Annotated in this window: 17 protein-coding genes; 8 read left to right on the forward strand and 9 right to left on the reverse strand. The window is 45.9% G+C overall.

The window, feature by feature from the left end:
- The first annotated feature begins 130 nt into the window (after positions 1 to 130).
- Positions 131 to 1,261: a DEAD/DEAH box helicase gene (locus TRNA_RS25375; RefSeq protein ID WP_003179708.1), complete on the forward strand. Its 1,131-nt coding sequence runs from the start codon at positions 131 to 133 to the stop codon at positions 1,259 to 1,261.
- A gap of 43 nt (positions 1,262 to 1,304) precedes the next feature.
- On the opposite strand, the gene TRNA_RS25380 is transcribed toward TRNA_RS25375, so the two are convergent.
- A complete protein-coding gene (locus TRNA_RS25380; protein ID WP_003179710.1) occupies positions 1,305 to 2,327 on the reverse strand; it encodes an NADP-dependent oxidoreductase in 1,023 nt (340 codons plus the stop codon).
- A gap of 56 nt (positions 2,328 to 2,383) precedes the next feature.
- Positions 2,384 to 2,767, reverse strand: a complete 384-nt coding sequence (locus TRNA_RS25385) for a YfmB family protein (RefSeq protein WP_011197640.1) — start codon at positions 2,765 to 2,767, stop codon at positions 2,384 to 2,386.
- Between the two features lie 194 nt (positions 2,768 to 2,961).
- On the opposite strand from TRNA_RS25385, the gene TRNA_RS25390 reads away from it, so the two are divergent.
- The 3 genes from TRNA_RS25390 (at position 2,962) to TRNA_RS25400 (ending at position 5,561) form a co-directional block, all read left to right on the forward strand.
- Positions 2,962 to 3,309, forward strand: a complete 348-nt coding sequence (locus tag TRNA_RS25390; RefSeq protein ID WP_003179714.1) for a general stress protein — start codon at positions 2,962 to 2,964, stop codon at positions 3,307 to 3,309.
- A gap of 109 nt (positions 3,310 to 3,418) precedes the next feature.
- Positions 3,419 to 4,855 carry an anion permease gene (locus TRNA_RS25395; RefSeq protein WP_011197641.1) on the forward strand — a complete coding sequence of 479 codons (1,437 nt, stop codon included), beginning with the start codon at positions 3,419 to 3,421 and terminating at the stop codon, positions 4,853 to 4,855.
- A 127-nt stretch (positions 4,856 to 4,982) separates the two neighbouring features.
- On the forward strand, positions 4,983 to 5,561 hold the full coding sequence (locus tag TRNA_RS25400) for a VanZ family protein (RefSeq protein WP_009329074.1): 579 nt from the start codon (positions 4,983 to 4,985) through the stop codon (positions 5,559 to 5,561).
- Positions 5,562 to 5,607: 46 nt separating this feature from the next.
- Here TRNA_RS25400 and TRNA_RS25405 read toward each other — a convergent pair whose 3' ends face one another.
- A complete protein-coding gene (locus TRNA_RS25405) occupies positions 5,608 to 6,390 on the reverse strand; it encodes an MBL fold metallo-hydrolase (protein WP_003179719.1) in 783 nt (260 codons plus the stop codon).
- Between the two features lie 105 nt (positions 6,391 to 6,495).
- Between TRNA_RS25405 and TRNA_RS25410 the strand changes: the two genes are divergently transcribed.
- From TRNA_RS25410 to TRNA_RS25420, 3 genes are all read left to right on the forward strand, one after another.
- Positions 6,496 to 7,290, forward strand: a complete 795-nt coding sequence (locus tag TRNA_RS25410; RefSeq protein WP_011197642.1) for an MBL fold metallo-hydrolase — start codon at positions 6,496 to 6,498, stop codon at positions 7,288 to 7,290.
- Between the two features lie 208 nt (positions 7,291 to 7,498).
- Positions 7,499 to 9,142: a M14 family metallopeptidase gene (locus tag TRNA_RS25415; protein ID WP_003179721.1), complete on the forward strand. Its 1,644-nt coding sequence runs from the start codon at positions 7,499 to 7,501 to the stop codon at positions 9,140 to 9,142.
- A gap of 128 nt (positions 9,143 to 9,270) precedes the next feature.
- Positions 9,271 to 10,368: a nitric oxide synthase oxygenase gene (locus TRNA_RS25420; protein ID WP_003179722.1), complete on the forward strand. Its 1,098-nt coding sequence runs from the start codon at positions 9,271 to 9,273 to the stop codon at positions 10,366 to 10,368.
- 87 nt (positions 10,369 to 10,455) lie between these two features.
- Here TRNA_RS25420 and TRNA_RS25425 read toward each other — a convergent pair whose 3' ends face one another.
- From TRNA_RS25425 to TRNA_RS25435, 3 genes are all read right to left on the reverse strand, one after another.
- Positions 10,456 to 11,094 (reverse strand): SdpI family protein, encoded by a 639-nt coding sequence (locus tag TRNA_RS25425; protein ID WP_003179724.1) that lies wholly within the window; start codon positions 11,092 to 11,094, stop codon positions 10,456 to 10,458.
- On the reverse strand, positions 11,091 to 11,375 hold the full coding sequence (locus TRNA_RS25430; protein WP_009329070.1) for an autorepressor SdpR family transcription factor: 285 nt from the start codon (positions 11,373 to 11,375) through the stop codon (positions 11,091 to 11,093). The genes TRNA_RS25425 and TRNA_RS25430 overlap by 4 nt, the downstream gene beginning before the upstream one ends.
- A gap of 106 nt (positions 11,376 to 11,481) precedes the next feature.
- On the reverse strand, positions 11,482 to 11,754 hold the full coding sequence (locus TRNA_RS25435; RefSeq protein ID WP_003179727.1) for an acylphosphatase: 273 nt from the start codon (positions 11,752 to 11,754) through the stop codon (positions 11,482 to 11,484).
- A 111-nt stretch (positions 11,755 to 11,865) separates the two neighbouring features.
- On the opposite strand from TRNA_RS25435, the gene TRNA_RS25440 reads away from it, so the two are divergent.
- On the forward strand, positions 11,866 to 12,516 hold the full coding sequence (locus tag TRNA_RS25440) for an MOSC domain-containing protein (protein WP_011197643.1): 651 nt from the start codon (positions 11,866 to 11,868) through the stop codon (positions 12,514 to 12,516).
- Positions 12,517 to 12,742: 226 nt separating this feature from the next.
- On the opposite strand, the gene TRNA_RS43120 is transcribed toward TRNA_RS25440, so the two are convergent.
- From TRNA_RS43120 to map, 3 genes are all read right to left on the reverse strand, one after another.
- Positions 12,743 to 12,874 carry a DUF2639 domain-containing protein gene (locus TRNA_RS43120; protein WP_003179731.1) on the reverse strand — a complete coding sequence of 44 codons (132 nt, stop codon included), beginning with the start codon at positions 12,872 to 12,874 and terminating at the stop codon, positions 12,743 to 12,745.
- 131 nt (positions 12,875 to 13,005) lie between these two features.
- A complete protein-coding gene (locus tag TRNA_RS43810; protein WP_003179733.1) occupies positions 13,006 to 13,161 on the reverse strand; it encodes a hypothetical protein in 156 nt (51 codons plus the stop codon).
- Positions 13,162 to 13,246: 85 nt separating this feature from the next.
- On the reverse strand, positions 13,247 to 13,999 hold the full coding sequence (gene map, locus TRNA_RS25445; protein WP_003179735.1) for a type I methionyl aminopeptidase: 753 nt from the start codon (positions 13,997 to 13,999) through the stop codon (positions 13,247 to 13,249).
- Between the last annotated feature and the right edge of the window lie 38 nt (positions 14,000 to 14,037).

Consider the following 14,037-nt stretch of genomic DNA (forward strand, 5'->3'; position numbering starts at 1 on the left):
ACCTCAAGAAATATAATCTGTATTCTATAAGATTATATCGAACTCGGAGGGAACAATAAAAGAAAAATTGCGAAGCCGCTTTTGTTTTGAGATACTAGGAGCAGAATCAACCTGATAAAAGGAGAAAAACATGACAGAAAGATGGCCATTTTTAAATAAAGCAAAACCGTTTATTCAAGAAAACTGGAAGGCGTCGGGCTTTCAAGATCCGACGAATGTCCAAAAAAACGCGGTCGATCTGATTTTGGACGGGCGTGACGTGATCGCCGAGTCGCCGACTGGAACGGGCAAAACGCTCGCATACGTCCTGCCGATTCTGGAAAAGCTGGAGGCGGATCAAAAGAACGTGCAAGCTGTGATTCTGGCTCCATCCCGCGAGCTTGTCATGCAGATTTTTGATGTGATCGTTGAATGGAAAAAAGGCTCTGATATCAGAGCCGCTTCCCTGATCGGCGGCGCCAATATCAAAAAGCAGCAGGAAAAGCTGAAAAAACACCCGCACATCATTGCAGGTACGCCTGGACGCGTATTTGAGCTGATTAAAATGAAAAAGCTGAAAATGCACGAAGTGAAAACGATCGTCCTTGACGAAACCGATCATCTGCTTACGCCGGAGCACCGCGGGACGATACAAAGCATCATCAAATCGACGCTCCGCGACAGGCAGCTCCTCTGTTTTTCGGCGACTTTAAAAGACGATGCCGAACGCGAGCTTCGTGAAATGACCAAGGATGCGGAAGTTCTCAAGATCAAGAGGTCGAAAGAAGAATCGGCAAAAGTCAAACATCAATTTCTCGTATGCGACCAGCGGGATAAGGTGAAAATTCTGCAGAAATTCTCTCGGCTTCCAGGCATGCAGGCGCTCGTCTTTGTTAAAGACATCGGCAATTTAAACGTATATGCCGAAAAGCTCAAATTTCATCATGTAGAAATCGGCGTCCTTCACAGCGAGGCGAAAAAAATTGAGCGCGCCAAAATATTGCAGGCATTTGAGGCGGGAGAGTTCACACTGCTTCTCGCGACCGATATCGCAGCGCGCGGGATCGACATCGAAGATCTCCCTTATGTCATCCACGCCGATTTGCCAAACGTTGAAGGCTATATCCACCGGTCGGGAAGGACGGGAAGAGCGGGGAATGAAGGAACCGTGATCAGCCTTGTCAACCGCATTGAAGAAGAAAGGCTGAAAAAGCTGGCGAAGAAGCTTGAAATTCCGCTTCAGCGGATCGTGTATGAAAGAGGACGGATTATTGAAAGATAAGAAAAGAGGCCTGCCGCCGGCAGGCCTCTTTTTATATGAATGCTCAGGCATTGTCGGAATCGGCGACTTTGATCAGCTGCTTGCCGAGGTTTTTTCCTTCAAACAAGCCTAAAAATGCCTCAGGTATCCGCTCGAAACCTTCTGTTATCGTTTCCTCATATTGAAGCTGTCCGCTTTTCACCCATTCGGCGAGCTGTTTGATTCCTTCAGGAAAGCGGTCCCTGTAATCGTTTACGACAAATCCCTTCATCAGGGCGCTTGATTTAATCAAGGCCGTTTGTACGCGCGGTCCCATATCTTCTTCTGCGCTTTTGACGTTATAAGAAGAAATCGCCCCGCAGACCGGAATTCGTGCAAACTTATTGATCAGGGTGAAGACGGCATCTGAAATCGCGCCACCGACGTTGTCAAAGTAAACATCGACACCGTCCGGGCAAGCTTGTTCAAGCGCTGAAGCCATATTTTCCGTTGTTTTATAATTGATTGCTTCATCAAAACCGAGCTTTTCTTTTAAATATGCCGTTTTTTCATCAGAGCCCGCAATTCCGACGACTCTTGCCCCTTTGATTTTGGCGATTTGTCCGACGGCGGAGCCGACTGCTCCGGCGGCCCCGGAGACAACAACCGTTTCACCGGCTTTTGGCTGTCCGATGTCCAGAAGTCCGAAATAGGCCGTCAAACCGGTCATGCCGAGAATTCCAAGAAAAGCGGTAACAGGTGCGAGGGACGGATCGATTTTCTGGAGATTGTCTTCGCGAACCGCTGAATACTCCTGCCAGCCCAAGCGGCCCAAAACAATATCCCCTTTTTTGAGCTTGTCTCCTTTTGCAGATATCACTTCGCCGATCACGCCCCCGGTGATCACTTCATCAAGCGGAAATGGCTCGACATAGGATTTCGTATCCTGCATTCTTCCCCTCATATAAGGGTCCACTGAGACATAAAGCGTTTTTACAAGCGCTTCACCGTTTTTTGCTTCCGGAATTTCCGTTTCTTTTATGCGGAAATCGTCCATAACAGGTATGCCCTGCGGACGTCTTGCAAGTTCAATTTGCTTTTGCGGCATAATGATTCCTCCTTTTACTTATAACTTACCACGTAAAAAAGAGGTTTAGCAAAAGATCAGCGGATTGCACGAAATGTTTTCTTCAGTACAGAATCGGGCAGAAAAAGGTGAAAAACATCGGCATTTCTTTCATTTAAAAGATATTGATTGGCATTTTCTCTTGAATATTGGAACATGTCTTTTGTGATAAAAGAAAGCAATGACAGGAGATAAGAAGAGAGGAGGTCTTCGGTGCTGCTTGCCGTTCTCCTTTCTTCCGGATCGCCGATGTTCATGATGATCGAAAAGACATAATCGATATTGATGCCGAATCGTCTGGCGGCAAATGATTCAAATCGATGAGTATCAGCTTCCTGATGACCCTCTCTTGAAAAAATCTGCTTGACCAAATCGCTAATGATCCATGCGTTGTATTGCTGTTCCGGTGAAAAATAATACACGCTAAATCACCCCATCTAAAAGCCTTGTCTATTTGTTAATGTACCTGAATTGGCAACCCTTCCAAACATTTTGTCTGAAAATTTATAACAATTGTAACATTGAAATGAAAATGTCATGACAGAGCATTCCTCCGTTTAGCCGTGTGAACAAAGGGTAAGTTTTAAATACAACATGAAAAAGGGAGGAGATTCATATGAAACCAGTAGTAAGACAATATACAAACGATGAAAAACTGATGAAGGATGTTGAGGAACTCAGGGAAATCGGAGTTGCAAGAGAAGATATTTACGTTTTGTCACATGACGACGACCGTACTGAAAGACTTGCAGACAACGCGGATGCCAATACGATTGGAGCCGAAGAGACAGGCATCAAAAATGCCGTCGGCAATATCTTCAACAAAAAAGGGGACGAGCTCCGCAATAAAATTCATGAGATCGGCTTTTCAAAACAAGAAGCAGAACAATTCGAGAAACAGCTTGATGAAGGAAAAGTCCTCCTCTTCGTTACGGATCATGAAAAAGTGAAATCCTGGGTATAATTTGCAACTGCCGACATGGTCGGCAGTTTTTTTAATAAAATAAAATTTGAATGATAGCTTGAAAGGAGTAGAATAATAAACGAAAACGATATGAATAGGAGGAAAAGCTGTGGCTAAAGAAAAAGATGCAGAACAAAAATCGGCACTGAACATCATTCCTCTTGCGGTCACGATTTTAGTCGGAGCGGTTATTTGGTTTATTCCGTCGCCCGCCGGATTGGACCCGAAAGCATGGCACTTATTTGCAATCTTTGTGGCAACGATTATCGGCTTTATATCAAAACCGCTGCCGATGGGGGCAATCGCCGTATTCGCATTGGCGATCACGGCGCTCACTGGAACGCTGTCGATTGAAGAAACGCTCAGCGGGTTTGGAAACAAGACGATTTGGCTGATCGTCATTGCCTTTTTTATTTCGCGGGGATTTATTAAAACCGGTTTAGGTGCGCGAATCGCCTATTTATTTGTACGGATGTTCGGCAAAAAAACACTCGGACTCTCGTATTCACTCCTTGTCAGCGATTTGATTTTATCGCCGGCGATCCCGAGTAATACCGCACGTGCCGGGGGAATTATTTTTCCGATTATCCGTTCGTTATCCGAAACTTTTCAGTCGACGCCCAAGGACGGCACGGAACGGCGCATCGGCGCTTTCTTGCTGAAGGTGGGCTTTCAGGGGAACTTGATCACTTCTGCGATGTTCTTAACGGCTATGGCGGCAAACCCGCTGATTGCCAAACTTGCCCATGATGTGGCAGGTGTGAATCTGACCTGGACAAGCTGGGCTGTGGCGGCCATCGTCCCGGGACTTGTCAGCTTGATCATCACCCCGCTTGTCATTTATAAACTGTATCCGCCTGAGGTGAAAAAAACGCCTGATGCGGCGAAAATCGCAACAGAGAAGCTCAAAGAAATGGGCCCGTTCAAAAAATCGGAACTCTCTATGGTCGCGGTCTTTTTGCTCGTCCTTTTTTTATGGATTTTCGGAGGCAACCTGAATATTGACGCGACAACAACGGCATTGATCGGTTTAGCCGTCCTGCTTTTGACACAGGTTCTGACGTGGGACGATATTAAGAAAGAGCAAGGCGCATGGGATACGCTGACATGGTTTGCCGCGCTCGTCATGCTGGCGAGCTTCTTGAATGAACTCGGCATGGTCGGCTGGTTCAGCGATGCGATGAAATCGTATGTTTCAGGATTCTCCTGGATCAGCGCATTTCTCATTTTAATTGCGGTTTACTATTATTCGCATTATTTCTTTGCGAGTGCAACCGCTCATATCAGCGCGATGTATTCGGCCTTTCTCGCCGTGATTATCGCTGCAGGCGCTCCGCCGCTTCTCGCAGCATTAAGCCTTGCGTTTTTCAGCAACCTTTTTGCTTCGACAACGCATTACGGAGCGGGAGCGGCTCCCGTCTTTTTCGGGGCCGGCTATATTCCGCAAAGCAAATGGTGGTCAATCGGCTTCATCTTGTCGATTGTTCATATTGTGACATGGCTTGTTGTCGGAGGGTTATGGTGGAAATTACTGGGCATATGGTAAAATGAAGGGCGGGAGAGATCCTGTCCTTCTTTTTATGTTCATATCGACGCTGTTGATTTGAAATTCCACGATTTGTAGTCTAGAAAGGGTTTGTTTAAATACACCGAACGTAAGGGGGTGAACGTTAATGTTTTGGTCAGTTGATTTCATGCTGCTCGGTTTCTTGTATGCGATCGTCTACTTTTTGTACGACATTGTGAAAAACCGAAAAAAGACAAGTTTTTTTAGAAAAATAGTGTTTGCCAGTTTTATTGTTTATTTGAGCGCCGTTTATCACTATACGATAGGCGGAATCAACATTCCGCCGCAGCCGGCATACGCTCAAATGAACATTCAGCTCATTCCGTTTTATTTTGTCACTGAATGGGTGCAAATGTATCAGCAGAGCGGCTTTGATTGGTTTTTTTGGAATTCCGTCAAGCTTACATTTTTTAATGTTTTATTGCTCATTCCTTTAGGTGTGTATCTTTCCGTTCTATGGAGAAAAACTTCGCTTAAAAAAGCGGCAGTTTTTGTTTTTTTGACGAGCTTTTTGATTGAGAGTCTCCAGCTTGTGCTGTCTGTGACAGGATTAATAATGGCGAGAACCTTTAATGTGGATGATTTAATTTTAAATACGGCCGGCGGTGTAATCGGTTTCTGCCTGACGTCTTTCATGTTCGGAGCTAAAGGATCAGATTCCCGCAGGAAAGGTCTGCATTTTTGAAGAAAGCGCGAAAGTTGGTTCCCGGCTAGGCAATCATCTTTTTTAGTTAAAATTGAAAGCTCAGGCTCTTAAATCGGTGCATGCCTGTGCCGTGCTGTGCCAGTCCGTGTTTCTTCAAGTGCCGTGCCGCATGTCCGGCTTCCTCTAAAATGTCAGGAGCAAGACCGAGCTGATGATGCCCGCCGAAAACCTTTTTTACGCGCCCGATAGCCGAAACTTTTTCAAGCGACTGAACCAGTTGAGCCGGATCAGTCGTCGGATAGAATGCATAGATTGGAGCTCCGGTATACAGCAGATCGCCGGTAAACAAGTAGCCTGACGCTGGATCAAAGATGCAAATATGCCCCGGGGAGTGTCCAGGCGTATGATAAATAACAAGCGGCCTTGAGTCGCAGCCGACCGTATCTCCGTCTTGCAGCGTTCCCGACGGTTCGCCTCTGAACGGGGTGTATGTTTCAGCGGAAAAGCCGGCCGGAACAGGCTTGGTGATATCTCTCGAGACATCGCGGCGAATTTGCTCGATCGGAAGTCCTTTGATTCCGTCCGTCAGCCATTCTCTCTCAGCTTCATGGACGTAAATGCGCTGATATTCATCGTGGCTTCCGATGTGATCCCAATGGACATGGGTTGTGATGACGCTGACCGGCAGATCGGTCAGACCGTCCGTCACCGTCTTCATGCTGCCGATGCCAAGACCCGTATCAATTAAAACGGCATCCTTCGCCCCTATAAGCAAATAAGAGTGTACTTTTTCCCAATGCCCGTATTCGCTGATCGCATATGTGGATTCATCAAGCTCTGTCACAGTAAACCACTGACTATCTGCCATTGGTTTGTCCCTCCTTCATTTTTTTCAAAGGTGCTCATCGATGCATATCTCCCAGTCAAATGTGCAAAATAATAAAATACATAATAGGTGAGAGTGGTGAACATGATGAGTGATCCTTACATGCCTTTGACATCCGTTAACAGCGGGGTCCTGGAGGAGTATGCCGAAGGTGTATTTGGTTTGACGGTGCAAATCGTCAATGTGTATTTTATTTTCGATCCCGATTCGCGGGAAGCCGTTTTAATCGATGCCGGTATGCCCAAGTCCGCTCCATTCATTTTAAGAGAGGCGAAAGAGCGGTTTGGCGATTTTCGGCTTAAAGGAATCGTTTTGACACACGGACATTTCGACCATGTCGGCGCTTTGGAAAGTCTTCTCGAAACATGGCCGGTTCCAGTTTACGCCCATGAGAAAGAAATGCCTTATTTAATGGGAAAAGCCGATTATCCGCCTGCAAAACCGCAAGTGAAAAGCGGGCTGGTTGCAAAGATGTCTCCGTTATTTCCGAGGCACTCCATCAACATTTCGTCCCATGTAAAGCAGCTTAATAAAGATGGTTCGCTTCCGTTTCTTGAAGGATGGAAATGGATTGAGACGCCGGGCCATACACCGGGGCATGTTTCGCTTTTCCGGCAGTCGGACAGAACCTTGATCGCAGGGGACGCCGTTACAACTGTTGAGCAGGAGTCTCTATTTGAAGTGGCAATTCAAAAGCAGGAGCTGAACGGACCGCCGGCTTATTTCACAATGGATTGGACAAAAGCAGCAGATTCGGTTCGGAAGCTGGCAGGATTAAAACCGGCTGCATTATTGACGGGACACGGTGTACCGATGAAAGGAAGCGATTTTTCCGAAGCGCTCCTTGATCTATCAGACCGCTTGCCCGCCTCTGATTCGTAAATTGTCATATGCTGCGCTTAAAACATTCAGCCAGGCTGAATGTTTTTTTATAGGGAAAAACTAACCATTTTACATGTGATGATGGCCGTCCATTGTTCTAAATTCCGGATGTTGATGTATACCAAAGGAATCATTTTCTGAAATTTTAGACAAAATATGTTGATATTTCATTTATAATGCAGGTATGCCTGAAAGGAGCTGAGAAAAGATGAAAATTCAAAAAAGGGTCCAAGCTTTGCTGGCAACTTCGGCAATGTTTGCAGGACTGATGCTGTCCGATGCGGTGTACGCTGCGGAAACCCCTTACTATGGAAAGAACTATACTCAGCCAGAGCAAGTGTCATCATTATATCCGGAGCCTGAAGAAACATTCTCAACCCCTGCTTTTGTAAAAGAAGGGGAAGCCTTTACGACACAAGAAGAAATGATGAAGTTTATAACCAGTCTGACAAAGAAAAGCCCGAATGTCAAAATCGGGAATATCGGTTTTTCAATTGAAAAAAGAAATATTCCTGTGCTTTACTTCACAAAGGACAAGCAAATACGTTCCATATCAAAAAAACCAACCGTCTGGCTGCAAGGACAGATACATGGAAATGAGCCGGCAGCGGGAGAATCTGCTCTGGCGATAGCTGAAAAACTGGCCGGACCGTATGGCGACAAAGTGTTGGACAAGATCAATGTCATCGTTGTTCCGCGGGTCAATCCTGACGGATCATATCAGTTCAACAGACGGCTGGCGAACGGAATCGACGGAAACAGGGATCATGTCAAGCTCGAGTCTCCAGAAGTGCGCGCCATTCACCAAGAATTCAATAAGTATTCGCCTGAAGTCGTTATCGATGCCCATGAATACGGTGTCGGCCAAAACGAATTTCAGAGCATAGGCGAAAAAGGGTCATTAAAATACCATGATATTTTAATTTTATCAGGAAAAAATTTAAACATTCCCAAGTCGATCAGGCATGCGTCCGACAGCCTTTATGTGAACGGCGTCAGAGCTAAACTTGATGAAAAAGGATTTTCTAATGATGCTTATTATACGACAGGAAAAAGCAAGGACGGAAAAATCGAAATCTATGAAGGCGGTACAGAAGCGAGAATCGGGCGTAATGCATTCGCCCTCCAGCCTGCCCTTTCCTTCCTGGTGGAAAGCAGGGGAATAGACATCGGACGCGAAAATTTTGCAAGAAGAGTCGCGGCTCAGGTTGCTACACATGAGACGATCATCGACACGACAGTGAAGCATGCAGCCGAGATCAAGCGCCTTGTCTCCAAAGAAAAATTAAAGCTGATACAAAACGGCGCTAAAGTGAGCGATAAAGACCAAGTGGTCATCAACAGTGAGTTTGCAGGCCCGTTTAAAGACACGCTTAAAGTCGCTGATATTGCCTCAGGACAAGCAGTTGACGTTCCTGTCCAATATTACAGCGCCTCAGAGGCCGTTCCTGTGCTGTCAAGAACTCGGCCGACCGCTTACCTTGTCCTTCCGGGCCATCAAGATATCGAACAGAAGCTGAAGGATCAGGGATTAAAGAGCGTGACACTGGCTTTCAAACAAAAACTCACCGCTGAAGCGTATGAGGTTTTATCGAAAGAAACAGCGGGAGAATCTGAGGGCCGGCCAGTGATCAAGGTAGAAACGAAGCTCAAAAAACAGAAAAAAGAGTTTCCTAAAGGAACAAAAATCTATTTTACAGCTCAGCAGCAAAGCAATCTGCTGTCAATCGCACTTGAGCCGGAGTCGGTTGACAGTTATGTAAGCACAGGTTACATTCCTTCTCAAAAAGGCAAAGAGCTGCCGGTTTACCGCTTCATGCTGAACACCAAAACGCTTAATTTTAAGGAATAATCACCAGGCATCCGTCTTTGACGGATGCTTTTTAGCGGTTTTTTGTTTTTTCATACATAATTGTTTTAAACTGAGATCGAAACCTATACAATAAATATCAGTCTGAAATCTGGAAGGAGAGAATCCGGTTGGAATCACATGAAGAATTATGGAGGGAAGCCAAGGCCTTCATCGAGCTCTGCTACGGGGAACTGTCGAAGTCCGAAGAAGAAACAAGGATGCGCTTACATAAAATAGATAAAGAAATCAGAGAAACCGGAAGCTATACACATACATTAGAAGAAATCGAACATGGAGCCAGAATGGCGTGGAGAAACAGCAGCCGCTGCATCGGCAGGCTGTTTTGGCACTCTCTTACTGTCATCGATCAAAGAGGCGTTCAAACCGAGGCAGAGGTGCGGGATGCGCTTTTCCACCATATTCAGCTTGCAACAAACGGAGGGAAAATCAGACCGTTCATTACGGTTTTCCCCCCGGAACAAAACGGACAAAAAAAAGTGTCCATTTGGAACCACCAGCTGATCAGGTATGCGGGGTATGAAACTGAGCAAGGCGTTATCGGCGATCCGGCGTCATTGGAACTGACAAAGGCGTGTGAAGCGCTCGGCTGGAAAGGCGAAGGTACGCCTTTTGACGTATTGCCGCTTGTTTTTCAAATAGATGGGCGTCCTCCTGTGTGGTATGAGCTGCCTCGTGAAATCGTCAAAGAGGTTCGGATTGAACATCCGGAGATTGAAGGCTTCAAAAGTTTGGGGCTGAAGTGGTACGCTGTACCGATTATAGCCGATATGAAGCTGGAAGTCGGAGGGATTCATTATAATGCCGCCCCGTTTAACGGCTGGTATATGGGAACTGAAATCGGAGCGCGCAACCTCGCGGATGCAGACCGCTATAATGCGCTCGAAAAAGTGGCAGCCATTATGGGGCTTGATACGGAGCGGAATACTTCGCTGTGGAAAGACAAGGCGCTTGTTGAATTAAATACTGCGGTGCTTCACTCCTATAAAAAAGCCGGCGTCAGCATCGTCGACCACCATACTGCGGCAAGCCAATTCAAGCGGTTCGAGGAGCAGGAGGCTGAAGCCGGAAGGGAGCTTGCAGCAAGCTGGACGTGGCTGATTCCGCCGTTATCGCCGGCAGCGACCCATATCTTTCACAGCTATTATGAAAATAAAACGCTGAAACCGAATTACTTTTATCAGGAAAAGCCTTACCTTAACAAATAAAATCCTCAGGAAAAGCGGCTACCCAACAATGCCGCCTTTTCTGAGGAGAAGCTAAAAGGCTCCAAATCGGAGCCTTTTTGAATCGTCTCAGCTTTTCATATTGATTTCCTTCCGGTACAAAACATAAGAATAAATATAGGGCGCCAAAACCGTTGCCAAAATAACCGGAAGCATGATTTCTGGACTGATTGATAACAACCCGTCCGCAGCTATTAGAAGTCCTGCCAAAGTAAATACTTTCGCCGCAAATCTGTGGGTTTTTTTCCAGATTGAATCACTGCTCAATGTCCAAGGGTTCTTGATCCCGAAAAAAAAGTTGGAGCGGACTCTCGGTAGGTAATTGCCTATGACGATTAATAGAGCGCCTACAAGAACCGGTACGATGCTGCCCGCCGGCAGATCATACCCGAGCCCGGTCATGATAACAAGCACGTTGATCAGAGAAAATATAAGCAGCATGGCATTGATGAGAATGTAATAAGTCTTCGAAAAAAGCTGATAGTTTTTTCTGCGCGGATCGATTTTCGGCGTTAAGAACATCAAGACATATACAAAAACGAGCAGCCCAATCATGGCAAGCATCGCTTCCATTTTGGAAGCATACCTGTCGATTTCCCCCGAAGATGACCAATGGATTGGAACTTGACCGGAAATGTGCGGATAAGCGATTGCCCACATGATTAGATTCATAGCGATTATAGCGAGCGAAAAAATGTGTTTTCTCATTTTGCATCCCCTTTATCTTTGCCGGCTTGTTCAGTAAAACTGAAAGCCCAGCCGATGATTTCTTGAAACATTGTAGTGTTTAGCGAGTAGATGATGTATTGGCCTTTTTTTTCATCCTGAATTAATTCAGCCTGTTTTAAAATTTTTAAATGCTGAGAAATACTTGGTTTAGACATTTGAAACTGGTCGGAAATTTCACCGGCGGTCATATCCCGGTCCTTCAGCAGGTTCAAAATCTTTCTTCTCGTCGGATCAGCTAGAGCTTTAAAGGTTTGATTCATATTTAGCATCCTTAGAATAAGTATTTAGTTATTTAACTAAATACTAAAATAAAAGAAAAATTTAGTCAAGATTTATTAAAAAAATCCGCCATCTCCGGCGGATTTCTCAATAGCTGATATTAAACTTTTGGAATCCGTCCAATTCTTTGGTTTCTTCCACTTTTACATCCGTTACTTTTGAGAATGGACTTCCTTTTTGAATTGCTTTTAAAAATTGCTTCAGGCTTTCCTCAAGTCCCTCGGCGCGGATTTCAACTGTGCCGTCGTCGCGGTTTCGAACCCAGCCTGTCAATTTGTGTTTATCTGCTTCCATTTGAACAAAATAGCGAAATCCCACGCCCTGAACGCGTCCGTCTACAATGATTCTGTATTGAAGCATCGAGAACACCCCTTTTCTTTTATGCTACCATATTTCCCATTTTGAGATCATGGGATAGACATGCTTCGGATGAATCGTTAAAATATGAAAATAAAGGAAGGGCGTGAGGTTTTGGAAAATCAGGAGTATGAAATCATATCTATTCATGTAGGCCGTCCGCGTACATACGAATTCGACGGTAAGCAGGTGGAAACGGCAATCGTGAAGGAGCCTGTCAGCGGACCTGTCTATTTGAGCCGTACGAATTTTGAAGGGGACGGGCAGGCGGATCTGATTCACCACGGGGGAGAGGATAAAGCGGTTTGCGTCTATCCGGCGGATCACTACATGTATTGGGAAAGCGTCTTGAAGCGAAAGCTGCCAGAGGCGGCATTTGGAGAAAACGTGACAGTTAAAGGGCTCACCGAAAAAGAAGTGTGCATCGGCGATATCTTTAAGCTGGGGGAAGCTCTTGTTCAAGTCAGCCAGCCGCGCCAGCCTTGTTTCAAGCTGGCCAAACGTCTGAATCAAAAAGATATGGTGTTAAAAGTGAGGGACACCGGGTACAGCGGATTCTATTTCAGGGTTCTCGAAGAAGGAATTGTTGCGCCTGATTCGCGGCTGCAGCTCGTTTCAAGAGATGCGCATGAAGCCACGGTCTCGTATGCCAATCATTTGATGTACCATGACATGGGCAATCACCCAGCCATTCGGAAGATCCTTGAGGTTGAAGCGCTGTCGGAAAGCTGGAGAAGCTCATTTTTAAAGCAGCTGAGCGCATAAAAACAAGCCGTGTCTGAAGAGGAACACGGCTTTCAGCGTGTCGACAAACCCTCGCATTCGTTGTCAGGCCTGCTAAGTCGGTGCTCACGAATAGAGGAAGGATCGGCGGCTAACCGCCAGGCGTCCTGCCTGAACGCCGCCGTAATCACCTCCTGTGAAAGTCTGCTTCGATGCTCGGCCTTCCTAGACTGCAAGGGTTGCGGGTCACGCTGAGCTTAAAGGATGTTTATTTTTTGACGCTTTCAAGCAGGTTGGCCAAAAAGTGTTTTTTATAGCTTTGAAGCTTTCTTCCTTCATACTTCGTCATTCCCAGCTTTTTCAGTTCTTCTACATACCAGCCTTTGCTTCCGTAATGCATGGCAGAAAACTCCCTTCTATATTTCGATGCAATTGGGATTCTAACATCTATAGAAAAACGCTGAAAAGGGATAGGCGGCAATTTTTAAAAACTGAGTCTTTCGACATAGTCTGGAAGTTTGAGGGCAGGCGTCAGCCGTGTGTCAAACTGGTGACGATCATCACAATGATCGCGATGCTGAGGACGATCCCAATATATTTTAAGAAGCCGTTCTTTTTTTTATGAGCATATACGATTAACAGGATGCTCTCGATAAAAAAGATCAGCCCGATGATGGCAAACAGCATGCGGTAAAGCTCCTTTCGGCACAGTTTGTCTTTTATTTTAGCATAAAAGCCCGCGCTTCTATGAGCCGGGCTTTTTTATGCGTAATCAGTCAAGCTGTGTTAAAATGATCGGTTCGTTTTTCGTGATGACGATCGTATGCTCGATCTGCGCCACAAAGCTGCCGTCAGGCGTTTTGAATGTCCAGCCGTCTCCGGCTTCGATGGTATGTTCTGCTTTTGTGGAAACAAACGGCTCAAGGGCGATGACGGTTCCGTTTTTAAAGAGCGCATTATCAAACGGGTCATAGTAATTTAAGATATGGTTGGGCGCTTCATGGAGGTTCCTTCCAATCCCGTGTCCCGTCAGGTTTTTAATGACGGTAAATCCGTTTGCTTTTGCTTCATTGTATACGGCTCTGCCGATTTGGTTTTGTTTCTTGCCGGCGCGCGCCTGCAAAAGCCCCTTTTGAAAAGCGCTTTCCGCACTTTGGCAAAGCTTGTGCAGCATTTCATCGCCTTTTCCGAGTACAAAAGAAATGCCCGTATCAGAATAGTAGCCGCCAAATTCAGCGGAGATGTCGATGTTGATCAAATCCCCTTCTTTTAAAATTCTGGATTCGCTTGGGATGCCGTGGGCGACTTCATCGTTCACACTGATGCACGTCGTTCCCGGGAAGTCGTATTCTTTTTCCGGAGCCGATGCGGCGCCATGGGCTTCAAGCACTTCTTTTCCGATGAGATCCAGCTCTTTTGTGCTCATGCCGGGAGCTGCTTTTGCCTTCATTTCCTCCCTGGCTAAAGCGACGATTCTGCCGATTTTCTTGAGCCCTTCCAGCTCTTGGTCATTCGTTACAATCACAATTCATTCCCGCTTTCTTTTTTTATATTCCATTTCAA

This window comes from Bacillus licheniformis DSM 13 = ATCC 14580 (genome assembly GCF_000011645.1).
Classification (GTDB): domain Bacteria; phylum Bacillota; class Bacilli; order Bacillales; family Bacillaceae; genus Bacillus; species Bacillus licheniformis.